The 16099-nt window shown below is 64.4% G+C and carries 12 protein-coding genes; 6 read left to right on the top strand and 6 right to left on the bottom strand.

Translation table 11 applies throughout. From position 1 onward, the window contains the following. Positions 1 to 8: 8 nt before the first annotated feature. The 4 genes from D7Y61_RS04335 to D7Y61_RS04320 are packed head-to-tail and all read right to left on the bottom strand — an operon-like array spanning position 9 to position 3260. Positions 9 to 962: an efflux RND transporter periplasmic adaptor subunit gene (locus D7Y61_RS04335; protein WP_019398954.1), complete on the bottom strand. Its 954-nt coding sequence runs from the start codon at positions 960 to 962 to the stop codon at positions 9 to 11. After that, on the bottom strand, positions 959 to 2236 hold the full coding sequence (locus D7Y61_RS04330) for a TolC family protein (protein WP_149501026.1): 1278 nt from the start codon (positions 2234 to 2236) through the stop codon (positions 959 to 961). The genes D7Y61_RS04335 and D7Y61_RS04330 overlap by 4 nt, the downstream gene beginning before the upstream one ends. Positions 2237 to 2289: 53 nt before the next feature. Then, positions 2290 to 2646, bottom strand: a complete 357-nt coding sequence (locus D7Y61_RS04325; RefSeq protein WP_019398956.1) for a hypothetical protein — start codon at positions 2644 to 2646, stop codon at positions 2290 to 2292. Beyond that, positions 2643 to 3260, bottom strand: a complete 618-nt coding sequence (locus D7Y61_RS04320) for a cation transporter (protein ID WP_149501027.1) — start codon at positions 3258 to 3260, stop codon at positions 2643 to 2645. Before D7Y61_RS04320 ends, D7Y61_RS04325 begins: the two co-directional genes overlap by 4 nt. Before the next feature lie 89 nt (positions 3261 to 3349). On the opposite strand from D7Y61_RS04320, the gene D7Y61_RS04315 reads away from it, so the two are divergent. The 3 genes from D7Y61_RS04315 to D7Y61_RS04305 are packed head-to-tail and all read left to right on the top strand — an operon-like array spanning position 3350 to position 8057. Then, positions 3350 to 3781 carry a MerR family transcriptional regulator gene (locus D7Y61_RS04315; RefSeq protein WP_125109446.1) on the top strand — a complete coding sequence of 144 codons (432 nt, stop codon included), beginning with the start codon at positions 3350 to 3352 and terminating at the stop codon, positions 3779 to 3781. Beyond that, positions 3778 to 5052, top strand: a complete 1275-nt coding sequence (locus tag D7Y61_RS04310) for a site-specific integrase (protein WP_019398959.1) — start codon at positions 3778 to 3780, stop codon at positions 5050 to 5052. Before D7Y61_RS04315 ends, D7Y61_RS04310 begins: the two co-directional genes overlap by 4 nt. Positions 5053 to 5072: 20 nt before the next feature. Beyond that, the gene (locus tag D7Y61_RS04305) at positions 5073 to 8057 is read left to right on the top strand and encodes a Tn3 family transposase (RefSeq protein WP_019398960.1); all 2985 of its coding nucleotides are present in this window, start codon (positions 5073 to 5075) and stop codon (positions 8055 to 8057) included. A 306-nt stretch (positions 8058 to 8363) separates the two neighbouring features. On the opposite strand, the gene D7Y61_RS22570 is transcribed toward D7Y61_RS04305, so the two are convergent. Together D7Y61_RS22570 and D7Y61_RS04295 are read right to left on the bottom strand one after the other, a co-directional pair. Then, positions 8364 to 8774, bottom strand: coding sequence for a hypothetical protein (locus D7Y61_RS22570; RefSeq protein WP_012511082.1), 411 nt, complete (start codon positions 8772 to 8774; stop codon positions 8364 to 8366). A 175-nt stretch (positions 8775 to 8949) separates the two neighbouring features. Beyond that, entirely contained in the window at positions 8950 to 10047 is a 1098-nt protein-coding gene (locus D7Y61_RS04295) for an AraC family transcriptional regulator (protein WP_427915752.1), read from the bottom strand. A 368-nt stretch (positions 10048 to 10415) separates the two neighbouring features. Here D7Y61_RS04295 and D7Y61_RS04290 point away from each other — a divergent pair, with 368 nt between their 5' ends. The 3 genes from D7Y61_RS04290 to D7Y61_RS04280 are packed head-to-tail and all read left to right on the top strand — an operon-like array spanning position 10416 to position 16074. Continuing rightward, positions 10416 to 11504, top strand: coding sequence for an efflux RND transporter periplasmic adaptor subunit (locus tag D7Y61_RS04290; protein ID WP_240791836.1), 1089 nt, complete (start codon positions 10416 to 10418; stop codon positions 11502 to 11504). Beyond that, positions 11501 to 14548 (top strand): efflux RND transporter permease subunit, encoded by a 3048-nt coding sequence (locus tag D7Y61_RS04285; protein ID WP_180865244.1) that lies wholly within the window; start codon positions 11501 to 11503, stop codon positions 14546 to 14548. The genes D7Y61_RS04290 and D7Y61_RS04285 overlap by 4 nt, the downstream gene beginning before the upstream one ends. Then, positions 14545 to 16074 carry a TolC family protein gene (locus tag D7Y61_RS04280; RefSeq protein WP_258010225.1) on the top strand — a complete coding sequence of 510 codons (1530 nt, stop codon included), beginning with the start codon at positions 14545 to 14547 and terminating at the stop codon, positions 16072 to 16074. Before D7Y61_RS04285 ends, D7Y61_RS04280 begins: the two co-directional genes overlap by 4 nt. The last annotated feature ends 25 nt before the right edge of the window (positions 16075 to 16099 follow it).

Below are 16099 nucleotides of genomic sequence, written 5' to 3'. Positions count from 1 at the left end.
GGCGGGCCTCAGTGGTCTTCTTCAACGGTGGACTTTTCGATGTCCGCCTTGACCAGGAAGCTTTGCGCCACGACCACGCGCTCACCCGCCTTGAGCCCATCCAGTACTTCCACGCGCTCCGCATCACGGCGGCCCAGCTTCACTGGCCGGACGCGGTAGGTGTCGCCCTGCTGCACGTAGACCACGTCCTGGTCCTCGGCGGTCTGCAAGGCGGTGACGGGCACAACCAGCTTCGCCGGCGCTTGGTCCACGGTGACGCGGGCCTTTACCGCCGAGCCCGGACGCCACAGGCCATCGAGGTTGCGAATCGTTGCGCGCGCCACGGTGCTCTGGCTGGCGGTCGCAGTGCCCGGCAGCACGCGTTCGAGCGTCGTTTCGGCAGTAAGTCCGTCGCTCAAGCGCGTGACCCGCACCGGCACGCCAGCCGTGATGTGCTGAGCATCCGCACCGAAGATGTGCAGGTCCACCCATAGTTCCGACAGGTCCGCGATCTCGTACAGCGCCGCGCTTTCGCTGGCCACCGTGCCGATCGATGCATTACGAGCGAGCACGACGCCGGAGATTGGCGCGGGGACCGTGTAAGTCGTGAGGCTAAGGTTGCTTTCGATGGTGGCCAACGGCTGCCCCGCACGCACGCGATCACCCACGTTGGCACGCAGTGAACGGATCGGACCGGGAAAGCGCGCCATGACCTTGGCGACGCGGCCTTCGACCGGTGTGAGCAGGCCCTGGACTTCGTGCTCGTCGGCGATGATGCCGGCTGCCGCCGGTGCGACACGAATGCCGGCGTCCTGGGCGACTTTCGCCGCGATGGTGGTGCGGTCGGGCGCCTCCTCGTGGCCTTCCTCTGCGGCGTGTGCTTCGCCTTCTTCGTGATCGGTTTCGTTGGACGGCTTCGCGCCGCCGCATGCGCTCAACAGAACGGCCAGCGTCAGTGCGCTGATCCAGTGTGTCCACTTCATGGGGTACCTCCCTGCGTCGCCTGTGCCGGTGCTGCCACGAACGGCGCACCGGTCAGGCGCTGGATTTCGATAAGGGCGCGCTGGGCTTCCAGCGCGGCGTCGAGTTGCTGTTTGCGGGCTGCGGTGCGTTCCGACTGCAGCTGCGCCCATTCCAGGTAGCTGATGGCGCCGGCGCGGTAGGCGCGTTCCGCCGCGGCTTCGGCTTTGGCGAGCTTGGGCAGCACGTCGGTGCCCAGCCGGTCCACCTCCAGCTGTGCCGTGAGGTAGCGCCCGTGCGCTTCGGCCAACGTCGAATACAGGGACAACCCTTTGGATTCGCGTTCGATTTCCAGTGCGGTGAGTTCCGCTTCGGCCGCGCGGATCTCCGGCTGCGCCCGGCGGCTCGCTCCCAACGGCATCGAGATACTGCCCACCAGCGCCATGTCGTCGGTCGCCTGTAAGCGGCGCACGCCCACCTCCCAGTCGAGGTCAGCCTTGGCGTCGGCACGCGCGAGCTGCAGGCGCGCCTCACGGATCCGGCGCTCGCCAACGAACTGGGCCAGTTCCGGTGTCTGCTCCAGGGTGGAGGTGAGCTGGGCAAACGAAGCGACTTGGGGCAACGCTGTTGGATCGGCGGCTACAACGTCGAATGTCGGTGCTCGCTCGCCCCATAACGCCGCCAGGTGCTGTCGGGTCGCGGCGAAGCGTTGTTCGGCTCGTGCGCGGTCCAATTCCGCACGCGCCAAGGCCGCCTGCGCGGTGAGCACGACCGATTCGGGCGACGCGCCGGCCTGCAGGCGATGCCGCGCTCCGGCGACGGTGCGCTGCCGTTGCGCGATATCAAGCTCGGCGATGTCCCGTTGCCGCTGCGCCGCCACCATTGCCAGATAGCGACGTGCCACTTCGGCCAGCAGATCGAGCCGCCGTGCCTCACGCTCGACCGCGAGCGCATTGATGCGGCTTTGTGCCAGCGTACGGCGGGCGTCGAGCTTGCCGCCGCGTTCCAGGACCGAAGCCAGGCTCAGGGTGAGCTCGGCGCCGTCCAGGCCGCTGGCCTCGCCGGTGCCGAAGGCGTTCTCGACGCTCGCGCCGGCGACCCACGCCGGCCGTAGGGCCGCCCGCTCCAGGTCGGCGGACAGGATGTCCTGCCGCGCTCCGAAGAGGCGCAGATCTGGATGGGTCTGGGCGACGCGTGCAAACGCCTCGTCCAGGGAAAGTCGATCAGCCGCGTGCGCCGGCCATGCGATGGCGGACACAGCGACCAGCGCGGCCAACGCCGCAAGTCGCACAGACATGGAAACACTCCAATCGGAAAGGGCCAGAGACCCGGCACAACGCCGGCGAGTCGTCAGGCTGCGATCGGAGGTCGGAAAGGTGCGAGCCATCGCCCGCTGGGCACACGGCGCGACGCCGTCAGACTCGTGGGTTCGATGTGGCTGATTTGGGAGAAGACCACGGGCGCAGCGGCCGTCGGCACCGCGTGGCCGCAGCAATGGGCGAAGTGATGCACCACGTGCAAGGCGCCGGCCGTGTCGTCTTCACCGGCGGTCAGGGTTTCCTCGCTGCCATGCGTGCCGGCCACGTCATGGGTCAGTTCGTGCAATTCGCTGACCGAGCCCAGGATGGGTTGCACCACCAAGCCCAGCGCCAGGATCGCCAGCATCAGCCAGCGATGGGGGGCGAACCGGGCGCGGTGCAAGGTCATGCGGCGGGCGGCTTCGATGCGGCGCGGGCCCGGTGGGCATCGCCGAGAATCTCGATGGCTTCCTTGATCACGTACAAGCCAATCAAGGTGCCGATGACGTAGTCCGGGTACGGAGTGGCCAGCCAGAGGACCAATACGCCGGCCAGGATGACGCCGATGTTGGCCACGACATCCGCACGGGTGAACAACCACGTGGCGCGCAGGTGGACTTCACCGGCCTTCAGCGGAGCGAGCAGACGCAACACGGTGACGTTGACCACCAGCGACAGCAGGGCCGTGCCGATCATCCAGCCGCTGAGCGGCTCGGCACCATAGACGACGCGCCGGCCTACCTCCACCAGAACGCCGATACCGAGCACGAGCAGCACGCTGCCACTGAGCCAGGCCGCGTTCGCCTTGAATCGGGCGGTGCGCCCAATGGCCACCAGGCCGATCGCGTAGGCGGTGGCGTCGGACAGCATGTCCAGGGCGTCGGCCAGCAGGCCGGTCGACTGGGCGATCCAGCCGGCAAGGCCGCCGATCACCGCCATGACGGCATTGAGCACCAGGGCGATCTTCAGCACACGCCGTTCCTGCGCGTTCTTTGCCTCGTGGTGACAGCCGCAATCGCTCATCGGGTCCTCGTCGAACAGATGCCATCCGGCCAGGGTGGCAGCGGAATGCGGCGAAGGATAAAGTCTGTAGCAGCTACGGAGTCAAGCATGTGAAGATCAGCGAAGCGGCAGCCGCCAGTGGCTGCCACCTGGAGACCATCCGCTACTACGAACGTGTCGGGCTGATGCCGCGGCCGACGCGAACCGGAAGCGGCTACCGCGCCTACGCGCCGGCCGATGTCGAGCGGCTGCGGTTCATCAGCCGCGGGCGCGAACTGGGTTTCAGCCTGGAGGAGATCCGCAGCCTGCTGCGCCTGAACGACGATCCGAAGCTGTCGTGCGGCGACGTCGATGCACTGGCGCGTGCACATCTGGCCGACATCCACCAGCGGATCGAGGCGCTGACCCGCATGGCCGGCGAGTTGGAGCGGGTGATCGCCCAGTGTGCCGGCGGCGAGCGCGGAACCTGCACCATTCTGGGGGCGCTGCGGCGCACAGATAACAATCCGACTCCGTGTGCGGATCCGGAGTGTCGTCCATGACTCTGGAACGGTACCTGGAGGCCGCCGAACGCAAAAACACGCAGCGCAGCTACGCCTCGGCGCTGCGCCACTTCGAGGTCGAATGGGGCGGGCATCTGCCAGCCACGCCGGACAGCGTGGCCCGCTACCTGGCCGACCACGCGGGTCAGCTCTCCACCAACACGCTGCGGCACCGCCTTGCGGCCTTGGCGGGCTGGCATCGCGAACACGGCTTCGTGGATCCGACGCGGGCGCCGCTGGTGCGCAAGGTACTCAAGGGTATCCAGACGCTGCATCCGTCGGTGGAGAAGCAGGCCGAACCGCTGCAGCTGACCCGGCTGGCGCAGGTGGATGACTGGTTAGCGGGCGCGATCGCGGCGGCGCGAGGTCGCGGTGCCCGCGCGGACGAACTGCGCCATCAGCGCGACCGGGCCTTGCTGTTGCTTGGCTTTTGGCGCGGCTTCCGCGGCGACGAATTGATCCGTGTGCAGGTCGAGCACCTGCGCCTGGTCACCGGTGAGGGGATGACCTGTTTCCTGCCTCGCAGCAAGGGCGACCGGCAGGCGCAGGGCAACACGTACAAGGTGCCGGCGCTGTCGCGGCTGTGCCCGGTGACCGCGACCTGGGAGTGGATCGACGCGGCCGGACTGACCGAGGGGCCGCTGTTCCGCGCCGTTGATCGCTGGGGCCATGTCGCGGACGAGGCGCTGCATCCCAACAGCCTGATCCCACTGCTGCGCCATCTGCTCACCGCCGCTGGCTTGCCGGATGCGGAGGAGTACAGCAGCCACTCGCTGCGCCGCGGCTTTGCCGGCTGGGCCAACGCCAACGGTTGGGACGTGAAGGGGCTGATGGAGTACGTCGGCTGGCGCGACGTGCACTCGGCCATGCGCTACATCGACGGCGGCGATCCTTTCGCGCGCCAGCGCATCGAAGCCAGCCTGCCGGGACCGGTGGCAGCTCCCGCGCCGCCGGCACTGCCGGCGCCAGCGCCCGAACCGACACCGACTTACACGGTGAGCCTGCGCCTGTTGCTGACGCCCTTCGCCCGCAGCGGCCGCGGCGTGGCCAAGGCGCGCGGGCGTATCGAGGAAATCTGCCTAGCTCCGTTCCAGGCCCAACGCCTGAACGCGGAAGGCACCGAATACCGCCTCGCCGTGGCACCCGACCCGGACCGGGATCTGGATGAAGTCCTGGCCACCTTGCTGGATGACCTGCATCGGATGGCCGATACCCACCAATGTTTCCTGGAAGCGTCCCTGATCGGCGACGACGGCCGCCACTGGGATTGACCTGAGCCCCCAGGAATTCGATGGCCACCGTTCAAGAGACCGCCTATCCGCGACTGAAGCCCGATCCCACCGCCAAGGAGCTGGAGGAGATCTACACGCCGACCCCGGCTGAACTTTCCTTCGTGCGGGACATCACCACCCAGCCCACGACCCAACTGGCGGTGCTGATCCACCTGAAGCTATTCCAGCGTCTGGGCTATTTCACGCAATTGACCGAGGTGCCGGAACGCATCCGGCAGCACATCGCCCAAGCGGCCGGCCTGCGTCGCGCCCTGAAGCTGGGCCGACTGGAATCCTACGACACCTCCGGCGGCAAGCAACGCCACGTCACGCTGCTGCGACAGTTTCTCGGCGTGCGTCCGCTGGGCAAGGATGGAACGGCCTGGCTCGACACCGTCGCGATCGCGGCGGCACAGACCAAGCATGTCATTCCCGACATCGTGAATGTCCTGCTCGAAGAACTGGTGCACCACCGCTACGAACTCCCTGGCTTCCGAACGCTGGAACTGGCGGCCATTCGTGCGCGCGAGCAGGTGCATGAGGGTTATTTCCGCAGCATCGGACAAGCCCTTGCCCCCGATGTGTGCAAGCTGATCGACGAACTGTTGTCCGCCAAGGAAGGATCGCGCTACACCGGCTGGCATACGCTCAAACGCGAGCCGGGCCGCCCGACCAACAAGGAGGTGCGCACCTACCTGCAGCACATCCGCATGCTCCAGCAATTGGCCGAAAAGCTGCCGCCGATCGACATCCCGGTGCCCAAGCTCAAGCAGTTCCGGACCATGGCCCGGGCCCTGGACGCCAGCGAGCTGGCCGAACTGACCGAGGACAAGCGGTATGCGCTGGCCACGATCTTCATCCGCGCCCAGTACGCCAAGACCCTGGACGATGCCGCCGAACTGTTCATCAAGCAGGTGCGCAAACTGGAGAATCTGGCCCAGCAGAAACTGATTGCCTACCAGCTTGAGCATTCCAAGCGGGCCGACTACCTGATCGGCCAGCTCAAGGATGTCCTCCAGGCGTTCCAGTTGGACGGTACCGACAGCCAGCGGGTGGATGCCATCGGCGACAGCCTTCGGGCCGACATCTCGCTGCTGCTGGCCGAATGCGACGAGCACATGGCCTACGCCGGCAAGAACTACCTGCCGTTCATGCTGCAGCCCTACGGCACCGCCAGGCCCTTGCTGCTTAATTGCCTGGAGTTGATGACGCTCCGGTCCACCACTCAGGACGCGGGCATGGAGCCGCTGATCGCCGCCGTACTTGCATTGCGCAACCAGCGCCGCGAATTGATCGAGGTGGCCTCCCTCGGGTTGGACGTGGACAAGGATTTCGAGTGGCTGTCCAAGGCCTGGCGCCAGCATGTGTTCGGCAAGAAGGCCAACGCCCTCGGGGCGGGGTGGATGCACCGCAAGTATTTCGAGTTGGCGGTCCTGGTCCAGGTCAAGGACGAGTTGAAGTCTGGCGACCTGTTCATTCCGCACAGCGAACGGTTCGACGACTATCGCGAACAGCTGATCGACGAAGCCACCTTCAGCCAGGAGCTGGAGGCCTATGGCGAGGTCTCCGGCCTCCCGACCGATGCGGAGGCCTTCGTCTCCAGCCTGCGCACCGAACTGGCCGATCTGGCCAACGCGGTCGACCAGCGATTCCCGGAGAACGTGCATGCGGACCTGGTCGAAGGGCGACTGGTCTTGCGCAAGGCACGGCGTCCCGAGGTGTCCAGCGCGATCGCTACCGTGGATCGCCTGATCACCGAGCGGTTGCCGGCCACCAGCATCGTGGACGTGCTGATCGACACCGCGCAGTGGCTGGCGCTGCACCGTCATTTCCGGCCCTTTTCCGGAACCGACGCGCAAGTCGACGACCTCCCCAGGCGGGTCATCACCACGCTGTTCTGCTACGGCTGCAACCTGGGTCCGACGCAGACGGCCCGGTCGGTCAAGGGGTTCAGCCGGCGCCAGATCGCCTGGCTGAACCTGAAGTACGTCGATGAAGGAACGCTGGAAAGGGCGATCAACGAGGTCATCAACACGTACAACAAGTTCGATCTGCCGGGGTTCTGGGGCAGTGGCCGCAGCGCCTCGGCCGACGGCACCAAATGGAGCGTCTATGAGGACAACCTGCTGTCGGAGTACCACATCCGGTACGGCGGCTACGGCGGCATCGGCTACTACCATGTGTCGGACAAGTACGTGGCGCTGTTCAGCCACTTCATTCCGTGCGGCGTGCACGAGGCCATCTACATCCTGGACGGCCTCTTGGCCAACACCTCCGACATCCAGCCGGAAGTCGTCCACGGTGACACGCAGGCGCAGAGCTATCCGGTTTTCGGCTTGGCCCACCTGCTGGGTATCCAGCTGATGCCGCGAATCCGGAACATCAAGGACCTCACGTTCTTTCGGCCCGAACCCGGCAAGGCCTACCAGAACATCCAGGCCTTGTTCGGCGAGAGCATCGACTGGGCGCTGATTGGCACGCACCTGCACGACATGCTGCGGGTGGTGGTCTCCATCCGGCTGGGCAAGATCACGGCGTCCTCCATCCTGCGTCGATTGGGCACCTACAGCCGGAAGAACAAGCTGTACTTCGCCTTCCGCGAACTGGGCAAGGCGGTCCGGACCCTGTTCCTGCTGCGTTACATCGACGACATCGAAATCCGCAAGACCATCCAGGCCGCCACCAACAAGAGCGAGGAGTTCAACGGGTTCGTGAAATGGGTGTTCTTCGGCGGGGAAGGCGTGATCGCGGAGAACGTCCTGCACGAGCAACGCAAGATCGTGAAGTACAGTCAACTGGTGGCCAACATGGTCATCCTGCACAACGTGGAGGGCATGACCCGGACACTGGCCGAGCTACGGAAGGAGGGGATCGAACTGTCGCCGGACATCCTGGCCGGTCTGTCACCGTACCGGACCAGCCACATCAACCGGTTCGGCGATTACACCCTCGATCTGGAGAAGGAGATCGCGCCCTTGGACTATTCCAGCAAGGTGCTGGAGTGAAGAGTGGACAGGCGCGACCGATTTTTTCGGCTTTTTTGAGCTAATAGGCCACTTCGTGGCCTCAGCAGCGTAATCTTGTACAGAAGCAAAAGCAGAGCCACATCAAAGGCTTAAAGCGGATTCGGCTGTTTCTGTAATGATTCCCTGCCGACCCTCATGAATGACTACGGCAGCAGGGAATTGCAGAGTGCATGACTTTCGCAGGTTGAGTGGAACGGAATCAATCGAGGTCGAACATCCCCCATGTGCGGGGCTCGCCTTGGCCGGTCCGGAATGCCGGGCCCGACGATTGCAGGGTGTCGGCAATCACCAATGCAACATGTGCTTCGGATCGAACAGCACGCACGACACTGCCATGATGATCACGACAAGCACCGCGAATCCTGTGGCAATGGCGCCTCTGAGAAATCCAATTCGGATGAGGATGTGCTTCAACAGGGCCACCTCGCCAAGCAGCAGGACAAAGAGAAGTCCTGCTTGTGCTGCGGCAAGCAGCGCATAGACCAGTGCCCAGCACCCCCATGCGATGGCCGCCACGCGAATGACGGACGCCGGAACGTCCATCAGCAGCCCCACCACGATCAGCATCGTCACCGCAATGGTGATCGTGCGCATGTTCTCAGCCACGTTCTTCAACGTGGCGCCTTCCCGCGCCAATCGATCGACCTCAAGGAATCTCGCCGCGAGTTTCGATTCAAACAGCCGTATGCGCTTCATGGTTCTACCCAGGTGAAGGAGGGGTGGCTGGAGAGGACTGCACACGCACTGGTGCAATGGACTACAGACGCGCAACCACCACCGGCAGCACGGCCCGGCGGCAGCCCCGACGTCATTGGGTGGCCCGGTCTCTACCGATGGCTACCCGCCGTGCTGGAACCAAGGTGGATGCTGTCTACCTGGATTCCCGGAACTCGGTTGGCAGGCAACCCGCCCAACGCTTGAATGCGCGGCGGAATGCACGGGCGTCGGAGTATCCAACCGCGTCTGCAACTTCGGCGATGCTCAACTCTGAGTTCAGCAGGAGATCGCGGGCCCGCTCATACCGGGCCTCATCGCGGAGTTCCCGATAACTCGAATCCTGGCGATTGAGCCGGCGCCTGAGCGTTCTCTCGCTTACATTGATCAGGCTTGCGAGTTCGCTCTGCCGGGTGGTCGTCTCGATGTCGCACCGCAGGTGGCTCGACAGCGATTCGACAATTTCATTGCGCACGCCCCGCATTGGCAGCAGCGTGTCGAGCTGGTCGCGTACGATCTTCGAGTTGATCCGGTCGAAGCCTGGCAGCCGCACACTCAACCAGTGTGAGTCGAAGGTCAGGCGGTTGATCCCTGCATCAAAGCGCACCGGGCACTGGAAGAACCGCCGGTAGACGTCCGGATCGGAGGGCTTGGGTAGGGAAAAGTCGACCCGTAACGGCGCAAACGAGGGGCCAATAAGGTACCTGCTGACGGCGACGAACCCAGCGAATGCATCCTCCACAAGAACGGATTCCAGCTGGATATCAAAGCGCCGGAATCGGACCTCCATCCGGATTTCACGACCCGCTTCCTCGATCGTGTGAATCAGCATGGCGCCGATTGCCTGCTGGTGGCTGAGCCCGTAGTTCAGGGCTTCTCCATAGGTCTCGCAGGTGAGCATCGCCAGGCCGGGAACACCCCAGGAGATGGGTGTCTGCCGGGCTCCCAGGGCGAGGCCCAATGCAGGTTCGTCCAGCAATCGTTCTGCGCGCATGAACAGCTTGCGCATCTGTCTGTAGGACAGCCTTACATCTCTCATCGAGAGATCGCGGTACGTAAAACCAAGCCCGCGGCACAGCTCTTCCGGCGAGAAACCCCGTTCTTCAACAAGCCCAAGGATGGCCCTGGCTCCGGTCGGCACGATTTCTGCGATCTGCGATTCGTGCGTTGAGCCTGGATCATCGGAGGCGTTCAGAGACGTCGCATCCAACGCGAGTTCCTCACCGGGCTCACGCCAGTCCATGGAGGTAGGCAGATTCTTGGAGATGGCAGCCATCACGTTTTCGAAGGGGCGTTTCGCAGCCCCCATAGTCATCCCGTGGGGGACTGATTTCAATGCAGGAGACCGCGCGTGGCCTAAACGGCCCCCCGCGTGTCCGGTAATGCTCCCGTTGGGTCCGGACGATGATCCAGCGTCGAAGTGACTGACTGGCTTCAGGTGGAACTGCTTTGTCCGGATGGCCGCTTTGAGTGCGCCGCCTGTCCCAGATGACCTGTACGAGCCCCGGCATGTCCGGAAGTGTCCTGTTCGTGGTCCTGGTGTCCCCCTAAATTTACGCCGCCTGCAGACCTGACCACACCGCGCTGGTCTGTGGAACCGACCACCCATACAAGGAATCGAACGTGAAAACCCATATGACCTGGTCATTGGTGCCTCGTCTCAGCGCGCTGGCCATTGCCCTGTCCGCGATGACGGGATGTTCCGATACACCAGAGAGCGGGACGGCAGAAGCCCGTACCGCGTATGTCGCCTCCGTTCGACAGGCTGCTGGCGATCAGCGCGCTTACATCGGCACCGTGCGTGCCACGCAGCGAGGACAGCTGTCCTTCCCGGTCTCCGGAAAGGTCTCCGCGGTACTTGTTGAATCGGGTGACGTTGTACGCAAGGGACAGGTGCTTGCTCGACTGGATCCGGTCCCCTTTGCAGCGCAGGAGGCGTCCGCTGCCGGCGACGTCGCACGCGCGCAGGCCGCACTGGACGAGGTCCAGCGACGCGTCGAGCGACTGGATGTTGCGCAGAAGGCTGATGCGCTCAGCCCGGCGGAGATGACCGCCGCGAAGGCCGAACTGGCGGCTGCGAATGCGGCCGTCCGCAATGCCCGCGCGCAGCACGAGCTCGCCGGCTGGTCACAAGGGGAAGCCACGCTGAAGGCAACGTTTGACGGAGTCGTGGCTGCCCGAAACGTTGAGGTTGGACAGTCCGTGGGCCCGGGCGCTGTCGCCATCCAGGTCGATGGTGCGGGCCGCGAGCTGTCTGTCGCAATTCCGGGCACAGCTCCCCTGGCTGTTGGGCAGGTGGTCAATCTGATCAGCGGCTCGGATACCGTGGCGAGCAAGGTGCTCCGTGTCGACGGCCGCGTTGATGCAGGCGGCGTGCGTACCGCATACATCGCAGTGCCAGAGGCGGCGACCGTAGGCTCGACCTGGTCAGTCCGGATCACTGGAACAGATACAGGCCCAGCCAGGCTTCAAGTGCCATTTCGGGCTGTTCTGCCGTCTGCCGTTGGCGGCAAGGGTCAGGTGCTTCGGCTGGCAAAGGATGGCAAGACGACCGAGCTGGCGGAAGTAGATCTGGGCCAGTATCACGGTGACTGGATCGAGGTGAGTGGGCAGATTTCAGCCGGTCAACGCGTCGTGGTTGCGGGTGCCAAGGCCATCCGCCCGGGTACGCAAATCAAGCCTGTCGACATGAAGATGGGATCAGAACAATGAGCCTCTCCTCATTCTCACTGGCGCGTCCCCGCCTGACCTTGCTGGCGATCGTAGCGATCGTCCTCACCGGCCTCATTCTGGCGCTGGACTTCCCGTCCACCGAAGAGCCCCCCATCACCATTCGCACGGCGACGGTACTCAGCTTCATGCCGGGCGCCGGCGTGGACCGGGTCGAGCAGCTGGTCGCTCGCCCGATCGAGGAGAGCATTCGTGGCATGCCGGAGGTCAAGCGGATCCGGACGACTGTCCGTCCAGGCTTTGCGTTCACCTACGTTGATCTCTATCCCACCGTGGAATCGGAGAAAATTCCAATCGTGTGGCAGCGGTTGCGCTCACGCATGGGGGACATCCAGAGCCAGCTTCCCGAGGGAACGATTGGCCCGGTCGTGGACGACGAATTCGGTCGGGTTGCGGTGATGACCATGGGCCTGACCGGCGATGGCTATAACGCAGGCGAGCTTCGGGCAGAAGCCCGTCGCCTGCGCGATGAACTGTTCCGGCTGCCCGGGGTGGAACGTGTCTCGCTGCACGGCGTGAGGGACGAGCAGGTCCAGATCATCCTGGACGTGCCTTCCCTGGCTGCGCGTGGGCTCAACCCTAATGTGATTGCCGATGCGGTTTCCAAGCGCAATGTCATTGCGCCGGCGGGCTACGTCGAGATCGGAGGTTCGGAGATTACGCTCAACGTGAGCGGTGACGCCGACAACCCCTCCCAGCTGAAGAGCACGCCGATACCGCTGCCGAAGGGTGGCTCGGTGCCGCTGGGTGCCCTTGCGCGAGTGGAACGGGTGACCCAGGACCCGCCGATGACGGGTGCATTCGTGAATGGCACGCCGGCCGTGGTGATAGCGGTCTCCATGGCGCCAGGACTCAACGTGGTCAGCTTCGCCGATCTGCTGCGCGGCGACGTTGAACGGCTTTCGGAAACGCTGCCGGCCGGCATGCAGCTTGTCCAGATCACGGATCAGGCCGAGGTTGTTTCCACCCAGCTGCTGCGTGTTGCCAAGGTTTTCCTGGAGACCCTGGCCATCGTCATGGCGGTGGTCGTGCTGTTCCTTGGAATGAGGACCGGCCTGATCGTCAGCGCCATCGTGCCGACCACGGTGCTGGGGACGATGGCAATCATGAAGATCCTGAACATCGATCTGCACATGATCTCGGTGGGTGCAATCATCATTGCCCTGGGTCTGTTCGTTGACAACGCGATCGTGGTTGCCGAGGACATGGAGCGGCGACTCTCGCTGGGTGAGTCGCCGGACCAGGCTGCCGCTCACGCAGGCAGCACGATGTTCGTGCCGCTTCTGGTTTCTTCGCTGGCGATCATCCTCGCGTTCATGCCGCTGGCCATCTCCAGCACGGAAACCGGCGAGTATCTGCGCAGCCTCGGCATCGTGATGGCCATCGCGCTGCTGTTGTCGCTGGTCATCGGCGTTACCCTGATTCCGCTGCTGTGCAAGTACTTTGCCCATCACCATGCCGAACTCAGCCGCACCGCACGCGCGGTCGAGCGGCTGACGGGCTGGTACCGCGGCAAGGTCCGCTGGATCCTGGGGCACAAGGCCATCTACATCGGCGTAATGGTTGCACTGCTGGCAACCTCCGGCTGGTTGTTCACCACCGTCCCCAACGAGCTGATGCCGCCGTCCGAGCGCCATCAGCTGCAGATGGCCATCGAGCTGTCCCCGGATTCCAGTCCGGCCAATACGATGGCGGTTGCTCACCAGATCAGCAAGGTACTGGCGGACGAGAAGCTCGTTCCGGAGATCTCCAGCCACGCCCTGTACATGGGCGATGGTGGCCCACGCTTCATTCTGGCACTGAATCCCCCTACTCCTGCAGGACACCGCGCGTATGCCGTGCTGTCACTTGCGAAGGGCGTCAAGCATGAAGCGGCCATTGAGCGGCTGCGTTCTGTGATGGCAACACACTTCCCGGATGTGCGGGTGGAGCCCAAGCGGTTCTCGATGGGGTCTTCGGATGCCGGCGTAGCGACGTTCCGCATCTCCAGCAGTGACGGCGCACATCGGATTGCCGCCGAGAAGCTGCTGCGCACACTGCAGGACTCGCCGGGGATGGTGGATGTATCCAGCGATGCCGAACGCCAGGTTGTCCAGCTTGATGTGGACGTCGATCAGCCCAAGGCCCAGGCCGCAGGCATCAGCAGCGCGGACATCGCCAAGAGCATGGACATGCTGCTGACCGGCGCAACGATCTCCCGTTATCGTGAGGGCGACACCGTTCTCCCGGTCATCCTCCGCGGAGAGGCGGTACTGCGCACGGATATCGGCCAGCTTGAGGCACTCCCGATCCAGAAGGCGGATGGCAGCGGAAGCGTGCCTCTGGGCCAGGTGGCCAAGCTTCGGTTGGCGCCGCAGCTGTCTTCAATCCAGCGAGTGAACCAGACGCGCGCGGTCACCGTGCTTGCAAAGAGCTCCGAGCTGACGGCCCAGGGGATCGCGGACAAGGTGGAGCCACTTCTTTCCGAATTCCGCAAGCAGGGCGTGCGGGTTGAACTCGGTGGCGAGATCGAGGAAAGCAAGAGTGCCAACGAAGGCATCGAGAAGCTGCTCCCGCTCTGCCTTGCTGCCATGTTCCTGTTGTTCGTATGGCAGTTCGAGAGCATCCGCAAGAGCCTGATCGTCCTGGCGAGCATTCCGTTCGTAGTCATCGGCGCGACCTTGGCACTCAAACTGAGTGGCACCAGCCTGACCTTCATCGGAACACTGGGGCTGCTCGCACTTGCCGGCATCATCGTCAACAACGCGATTCTGCTCATCGATGCGATCGACGAAGGCCAGCGCGATGGCTTGCCTCCTCTCCAGGCTATTGAAGAGGCTGCGGCCAAGCGCCTGCGCCCCATCGTCATGACCAAGATGGTCTGCATTCTCGGCCTTGTCCCGCTGCTGCTGTTTGGCGGTTCCATGTGGACCAGCATGTCGATCGTGATGATCGGCGGCCTCGCCCTTGGAACGCTGATCACGCTGGGTCTCATTCCAGCGCTGTATGCCGCGCTCTACCGCATTCACCCGACCGAGGAGGCATGATCATGTCTATTGGAAATCGAGTTGCCTGCCTGTCGATTGCTGTGCTTGTGGCCCTGTCTTCTGGCTGCGCCTCTGTGGCCCCCAGGACCGAGATCCCTGACGCCGCAGCCCGGCATCATGTGGGCCAGGCCCCCACGCCGGCGGCGCTGGACGCGGATGTCCTGCCCGGGACGCCCAACAGGCAATGGTGGAAGGACTTCTCCGACCCCAACCTGGATGCGCTGGTCAGCCTGGCCATGCGCGGGAATCATGACCTGAAGTCTGCGCTTGCCGCCGTGGTGGAAGCGCGCGCAATGGCAGGCGCAGCGCGCAAGGACTATCTGCCGAGCGGTGCGCTGCAGGTCAAGGCCGAAGCCATGCAGTCCGCCCAGATCGAAGCGGATCCCTATCGCCAGGATCTTCCCCGCCCCCCTTCACAGAGGCTGCTCTCTGCCGGACAGATGTTCTCCTGGGAACTGGACCTGTTTGGGCGTATTGGCACCGCCGCAGCCATGGCCGATCGCAAGGCCGATGCGGCGGCGGCTGACGCGAGATCAGCTGCCGCAGTGCTCCAGGCCGAGGTTGCGAAGAACTACTTCCTGCTCAGGATGGACCAGATCAACCTGTCCTCTCTTGAGCGGGAGGTTGATCTGAGCAAGGCCCGCGTTGTGCGTGTGAAGGCCCGATATGCAGCAGGGCTGGTCGATCGCAGGGAGGCGCTTGCGGTCGAATCCGAACATGCCGAGCTGGTGGCGCAGGTGGCGGCAACCGCTACCCGGCTGCAGGCGGACAGGGCCGCATTGGCGGTTCTTGCGGGCCGCTCGCCGACCGCGCAGGATGACGCCTGGGAGGCGTTGCTGGCCCCGGCTCCACTGCCGGCCCCACCGGATCTTGCATCGCTTACGCAGCCGACCGACCTCCTGGCGCGGCGGCCTGACGTCGCCAAGGCCGATGCACTACTGCGAGCAAGCCTTGGCAACGTCGTACTCGCCGAGCGCGCGCACCTTCCGCGCCTCACGTTGAATGTTTTCGGCGGCATCCTTGCACCGTTCGGTTCGCTGGGCGATTCCAGTGCAAAGCGCTTCTCGGCCGGCCCGGAGCTTCAGTGGGAGTGGCTGAGCTTTGGCCGGAAGAAGGCCAGGGAGGAAGCCGCTCGCGCCGGGAGTGATCAGAACTGGCATGCCTTCGAGCAGACCGTGCTGACGGCGCTGAAGGAGAGTGAGGACTCCCTGCATGCGTGGACGAGTTCCCAGGTCAGGATGCAGCAGGCAGTAAATGCCGAGGCACTCAGCAGCAGATCTTCGTCCTATGCCTCTTCCCGCGTGGACGCCGGAATCGAACCGAAGGATGCCGGCCTGCAGCAGCAGGCGCTGCACGAGAAGGCGCGCAGAGAGCTTGCGGCGGCACACGCCGGACTGCTGATGGCCCACGTGCAGGTGCAGCTGGCACTGGGGGCATGGCAGCCCGAGAAGGGGGACCCGGAGATTGAAATCGGCAGGCCCTCCCGGAAGAGCGCCGAAAGCGAAGCATCCGCGGCGCATCACTGACTGGCCCGAACGGCAACCCGCCAGG

Source organism: Stenotrophomonas maltophilia, from assembly GCF_013464485.1.
GTDB lineage: Bacteria > Pseudomonadota > Gammaproteobacteria > Xanthomonadales > Xanthomonadaceae > Stenotrophomonas > Stenotrophomonas maltophilia_AW.
The sequence above is the reverse complement of the archived record's forward strand: the minus strand, read 5'-3'. Positions and strand labels throughout refer to the sequence as shown.